The sequence below is a fragment of the Breznakibacter xylanolyticus genome (assembly GCF_003254275.1).
Taxonomy (GTDB): Bacteria; Bacteroidota; Bacteroidia; order Bacteroidales; family Marinilabiliaceae; genus Breznakibacter; species Breznakibacter xylanolyticus.
Genome location: NZ_QKZK01000068.1, coordinates 1 through 5,780, shown reverse-complemented (window position 1 = coordinate 5,780; position 5,780 = coordinate 1). Strand labels below are relative to the sequence as shown.

The following is a 5,780-nucleotide window of genomic DNA, read 5'->3' as shown; positions in this document are numbered from 1 at the left end:
AAATTCATTAAAAAAACACCTTTTTTCACCTCAAAATAGTCTCTTTTGCTCTATTTGCTTTTGTAATACATTGATAATCAGTGTCTGAATTTTCGAAAAATCATTTGTAGTACACAAGGGGGTATTGTATATCAGCGGTTTACATGTTTACTTTGGGGCATGTATTTCAAAGTATCCATGCGCACCAACCCCGAAACGGGAATCTATAGCGGTTATTACCGTGTTTAGTGGAGAGCTAGCGTCATTACGCTACCTTTACAAAGCGAAAATCTGTAGTACACAAATCCGAACTCGAAAATGAACAATTCATTGAAATACAGGCGCTGGCTTTAGGATAGCTGCAAAATGGGTTAAAACAATGTTTAATACGTCAAATAAATTGAGCTTCTTTCTGTGGTTAGCGTGCGCTATCCACCCACATCCTAAAAAAAAGAAACTCTTAAAACGTTTACTATTTTGGGGAGAATTTAAGTCTTGCCAATGATTCTCACACATATGTTTATGCGACTTTTTCAAACAAGTGGTTTTTATACAATTGATTTTCAATAAATTTCCTTCCTTAGTCCTATTGCCGCTGTATCAGCATTTTTTATATTCGCTAGAAAAAATACATCGACCTAAAAAAAACAATGATACAATGATGGATTTGAGTTTCAAGTACCTTGAATCATCCCAAAATTGATAATAAAATGGAACTAAAAATGAATATGATATTATAAAACACATACCGTCATTTCAGAAAAAAACATAATCTAGTTATATTAGCGATGCGAAATTGATAACCGATTTTAATTTTTTTCAAGTACCAATGATACCAATTCACGCCCAGGCAGGATATGAGAGAGGATATGGCGATGATGAGTACATCATAGAGACCCTTCCCAGAGTCCCAGTAATAACAGACAGAACCTTTAGAGGGAAGTACAGAGTTTTTGAAGTGGCCGGCGACAGCATGGATAATCGCACCGTAGAATCGTTAATGGAGAAAGACCTGGTATTAGGCCGGGAAGTCAGGAGAGAATACTGGCAGTCGAAGCTCCACATTCAAGACTGGTATTTTGTGATCGTGACCCGCACGGATGGCATCATCGTTAAGCAGATCACCCATCACGACGTAGAGAAGGGCATCATCACCTGTCACTCCTTAAACCCCATGTACGAGGATTTTGAATTACATCTGAAAGATGTGGCCGAACTATATAACGTGATCAAAGTGGTGGATAGGAGCGCAAGAATATAAAACCCAAACAAACATGAAAAACATGAAAAACATGAAAAAACTCATTTATTCCATTGTTTTATTAGCTATTGCAACACTATTTTCATCACAAAGCTATGTTCGTAAATGCTCATGTTGTTTTGGAGAAGGCATCGAGAAATGTAACTACTGCCAAGGTTCAGGAGAACAAGAATGCGCCTTATGTGGTGGCACCGGGGAAGGATCGGAATGTTACGCATGCAACGGCCTTGGAACAAAAGAATGTGCTGTGTGTGGAGGTGACGGAGAAGCCGGTTATGGAGACTACACATACAGATGCACCTCGTGTCAGGGAAGAGGGATGACGAGGTGTGATGTTTGCAAAGGAAGAGGAGCTGAAAGATGCTTCACATGCAAAGGAAAGGGCTACTCAATATGCCCTCATTGCAGACAAGGGTACAATAAATGTTCGTGCTGTAAGGGTAAGGGATATAAGGAATAACCCACCCTCCCATGTGCCCCACGCTAGCGCAGATTTGCAATCTGTGCTCCCACCAAACCAGCACAACACGCTAAAACACAATTAAATTACTCACATAACAACAAATAATCCCAGGTGGTTCAATAAATAGCAATACACTCCCCTCCTGGCTCCCAATAGTACAGACAGGGCACGCCCTGTCTCCCCCCAAAGAGCCATCGGCTCGCCCCATCTTGTAAGGCTGAATTTCAATCCAGTCCTCCACCAGCCACCTACCACAAAACCAACACAACACACTAGCACATAATTCATTTGCACAAACAACAAAAACAACAAATAATCCCGGGTGGTTCAAAAAATTGGATCACCCGGGAGCATCACACACTCCCCCGCTAGCGCAGATTTGTAATCTGTGCTACCACCACCCCAGCACAACACACTAAAACACAATTAATTTGCATACATAACCCAAACAACAAATAATTCCGGGAGGTTCAAAAAAATGGCTCACCCGTAAGCATCACACACTCCTCGCCTGCCGCTCTTAAAGCCGGGACGACAGCGGCGGAGGCCCCAGGGCAACTCAACAACCGGCTTTCGCTCTTTGACATGCTGATTTTTTATCACCTCCATCTCTCCGCTCCCATTGGTACAGGCAGGGCACGCCCTGTCTCCCCCCAAAGAGCCATCGGCTCGCCCCATCTTGTAAGGCTGGATTTCAATCCAGTCCTCCACCAGCCACCCCCTCCACTCCTCCACTCTCAACTCCTCCACTCTCAACTCCTCCACTCTCAACTCCTCCCCTCCTCATGCCCCCGTCACCCGATGGTCGCCACACTCCCCTCGTCCCCGGGTGTTAAAGTCAATATCCGTTCAGGATGCAAACCGGGTTCCTGACGATGCGAGACAAATAAAATGGCCGTACGACTTTCCGAAGCGATACGATTGATCAGTTGCGAAAGAAACAGCGCACTCTCATCGTCAAGACCGGCAGTAGGTTCATCCAATATCAACAACGGCGGATGCTTAATCATGGCCCGTGCAATTAAAACCATGCGCTGCACAATGTCCGATGCCTCCACAAAATTGCTGCCCGCCAAATGCTTTAAACCCATGAAGTCAATCCACTCGCGCGCCAAATCCCGTTGAAGATCGGTCACTTTGCGGTACAACCCAATCGAATCGAGCAAACCCGAAATCACCATATCCTCCAACGAACAAAAGGTACGAAATCGCAGAATCATCGCGGGAGTAAAATAGCCAATGTTCTTTTTGATGTCCCAGACCGACTCCCCGCTCCCTTTTTTCCGGCCAAAGAGCCAAATATCCTGACCAAAAGCTTTAGGGTTATCGCCATTAATCATGGTGAGCATCGTGGTCTTGCCCGAACCATTGGGCCCCTTCAACTGCCAAAACTCCCCCCGTTTCACCTCCCAACTCACGCGGGTTAAAACCGGCCGACCCTCGTATTGTACCGACACATCCCGAAACACCACCAACGCATCTCCATGCAAATCATAATCATAAGGCGCATCCGGCACCTTATTGGGGAAGTGATGGTGCACTTGATATTGGTCAATGTCGAACGCCCGCGGATCGCCCTTAAACACCACCGCATGGTCCCTCACATAAATCAGGTTCCCAATCGCATCCAAACCATCTTCATAACGTCGCACAATCAATATCAACTGTACCGATGCCGAGAGTTCGTTCAAGCGGCTACGCAGCTCCAAACGGGTCTCAACATCCAGGTTTTCAAACGGATTATCCAATATCATGCACTCCGGCGACTGCTTCAGTAAATAAGCCAGCAAGGCCTTCTTTTTTTCGCCCGACGACAAGGTGGCCAGACTTCGACCGGTATCTGCCGTCAGGGAAAAAACATCGTGGATGGCTTCCTCTTCAATAAAATAATCCAATGTCTTATTCGAAAAAACGGCCACCCGCTTCCCGCCTTCGGCCACCCCTAATTCCTTCACCAATTGCAAAACCCCTTCCTGATCATACGAAACGGTGTTGCCATAAATCATCCAATGCATCATTCACAATTTTATAAAGAAGATGTCAAACAAAGTGCACTCAAAATCAACAACTCGCCGTAACGAAAAACTCGTATTTGCACTGATTGCCCCGCGTTATCCCTCGGCGTTTAAACAGGACTTTAAATCCCATGTCGCAGGCAAAAGTATTCAATATCACTCAACCCTTACACTTTTTATACACATGCTTCATCGGCTGCCATTGCACGATTGCGGGTTAAATAATTCATGATGATCCGATCTTCTTTTTTTTCAACACTCCCTTTCATCACAAAGTCTGTTAAATGCCACATATTGGCTTTTTTTAAGGCCTTCTGCAAAGGAGGATTGGCATTAAAGTTAGTCTTAATATAATAACTCAACTTATCCAGACCGATAAATTTGATGTCATCGAACTGAAGCCCCAATTCCTTTTGCAAGATCGATCCCTCGGGGGTGATGGGTGACGACAAGGGCAAAAAACTGAGCAACAACACAGCACCGTTGACTTTCGCCATTGGAAAATAACCAATGGTTTTTCCCCTGAAATCGATGGCCACAATCAGGCGCTGTCCATTGGTGGCCGTGATACAACGTGGCTCCATGAAGGTAAATGTAAAAACCTGATTCAGAGAATAATTATCAAAACAATCCAGGCGTTCCCCCATCCGATGCAAGGCATGGCTTTGAATATACACAGGAAGCGTCAACCGGGTGCCCATCAATTGAGCCATCACGCTTCGGCTGTCCTCGGCTTCTAAAAGAACCATGGGCAGTTCGACCCAGGTCGGTTCAATCATTTTACAAACTATTTCGGCCCGGTAAATCCCCAAACGATACGATGGCCGCACTTCCTTGTCAATCACAAACGTTCGGCGTTCAGGCTCGATAGATGATATACGAATCTCGTTCTTGATGCGTCCCTTCATATACTCCGTTAAACACTGTTCTTCCCCGGTATAATAGCGGTAATTGGGCTGCGAAAAACTGGTATAAAGAAAGTTGAGAAACGAAGTGGTACGAATCGAATAATGGTCGACTTCGTTAGACTGAGTGTACTTAACAAGCGGCTTTTTGATCTTCTCGAGCAACGGATATTGATCGGGCAATATCCCGGTCTCTTGATCGTAATTGCGAATGGAAAAGATGAACGTTAATCCATGGGTCACATATTCGTAGTACGTGATGCCATATTGAGGATCACCATAATAACTTTGTTTTTCATACCTGAACAAACAAGCATTGAAAAACCTGACATAAGCCTCCGGAACCCGCCCCCCTTTCTGAGCATAAATTTTATAAGGCGTGTGTCGAATACGCATCAACTCCTGCTTGGTCCGCTTCGTCAACACATCAAAATCCGAGGGTTCCAATCCGATCAGCCGCATAAATTTATGGGCTGTTTGTGTAAATTCATCTGAATAAGTCTTGGTAATGGCCATATACGACTTGAGAGATCGTCGTTCCGGCGTCCCCTTTTTTTTCTTCTGTTTGCCCATCGGTCAATAATTGATTAAAGATTTGGTTCCATGGTTATCGCCCCAAAGGGGCAGAAGTGCATCAGCACATCAGCTAAATTAATAACATATATCAAAAACAAAAAATAGCTAACCAAAAAGAGACTTATTATGAATCAACGACGTTCAGTTAGTGCGATTCACAAAAGAGACAAGAAGATGTTTAGACTCAAGAGAACGGATCTAAACATCTGTTTTCATCTCATCATCTGACTCTTGGTCTGACATCATTTTCTCTTAACTCTTCGACATTGTATGATGAATGCCAATGAAGGTTTCAATGTCGTTAAGTTAAGCCCTCAAACGCACTACACAACTTCAAAAAAACACTGTGACCCTGTGAATTCTCTGTGCCTTCTCGGTGGGCTCTGTGTAATGTTTGTTAGTGATACAGAGTTGCACGGAGGGGCACGGAGTTTTTAGTTGAGTTGGATTGGGGGGATTGGGCGTTTTTTTTAACTGCGAATTATACGAATTGTTGCTCTGTGAATTCTCTGTGCCTACTATATAACTCTTTGATTTATATGCTTTGATATTTAAACGCAAGGTGTAACAAAATAACTCAG

The 5,780-nt window shown here is 44.1% G+C and carries 5 protein-coding genes; 2 read left to right on the top strand and 3 right to left on the bottom strand.

The window, feature by feature from the left end; translation table 11 throughout:
- Positions 1-808: 808 nt before the first annotated feature.
- Positions 809-1,240 carry a S24 family peptidase gene (locus LX69_RS17190; RefSeq protein WP_111447259.1) on the top strand — a complete coding sequence of 144 codons (432 nt, stop codon included), beginning with the start codon at positions 809-811 and terminating at the stop codon, positions 1,238-1,240.
- Positions 1,241-1,359: 119 nt separating this feature from the next.
- Positions 1,360-1,563 (top strand): hypothetical protein, encoded by a 204-nt coding sequence (locus tag LX69_RS17185; RefSeq protein WP_170124456.1) that lies wholly within the window; start codon positions 1,360-1,362, stop codon positions 1,561-1,563.
- A gap of 623 nt (positions 1,564-2,186) precedes the next feature.
- Here the strand turns inward: LX69_RS17185 and LX69_RS17640 are convergent.
- From LX69_RS17640 to LX69_RS17170, 3 genes are all read right to left on the bottom strand, one after another.
- Positions 2,187-2,453: a hypothetical protein gene (locus tag LX69_RS17640; RefSeq protein WP_146260794.1), complete on the bottom strand. Its 267-nt coding sequence runs from the start codon at positions 2,451-2,453 to the stop codon at positions 2,187-2,189.
- 44 nt (positions 2,454-2,497) lie between these two features.
- Positions 2,498-3,721, bottom strand: a complete 1,224-nt coding sequence (locus tag LX69_RS17175) for an ATP-binding cassette domain-containing protein (RefSeq protein WP_111447257.1) — start codon at positions 3,719-3,721, stop codon at positions 2,498-2,500.
- A gap of 173 nt (positions 3,722-3,894) precedes the next feature.
- On the bottom strand, positions 3,895-5,196 hold the full coding sequence (locus LX69_RS17170) for a hypothetical protein (protein WP_111447256.1): 1,302 nt from the start codon (positions 5,194-5,196) through the stop codon (positions 3,895-3,897).
- Positions 5,197-5,780 lie beyond the last annotated feature (584 nt).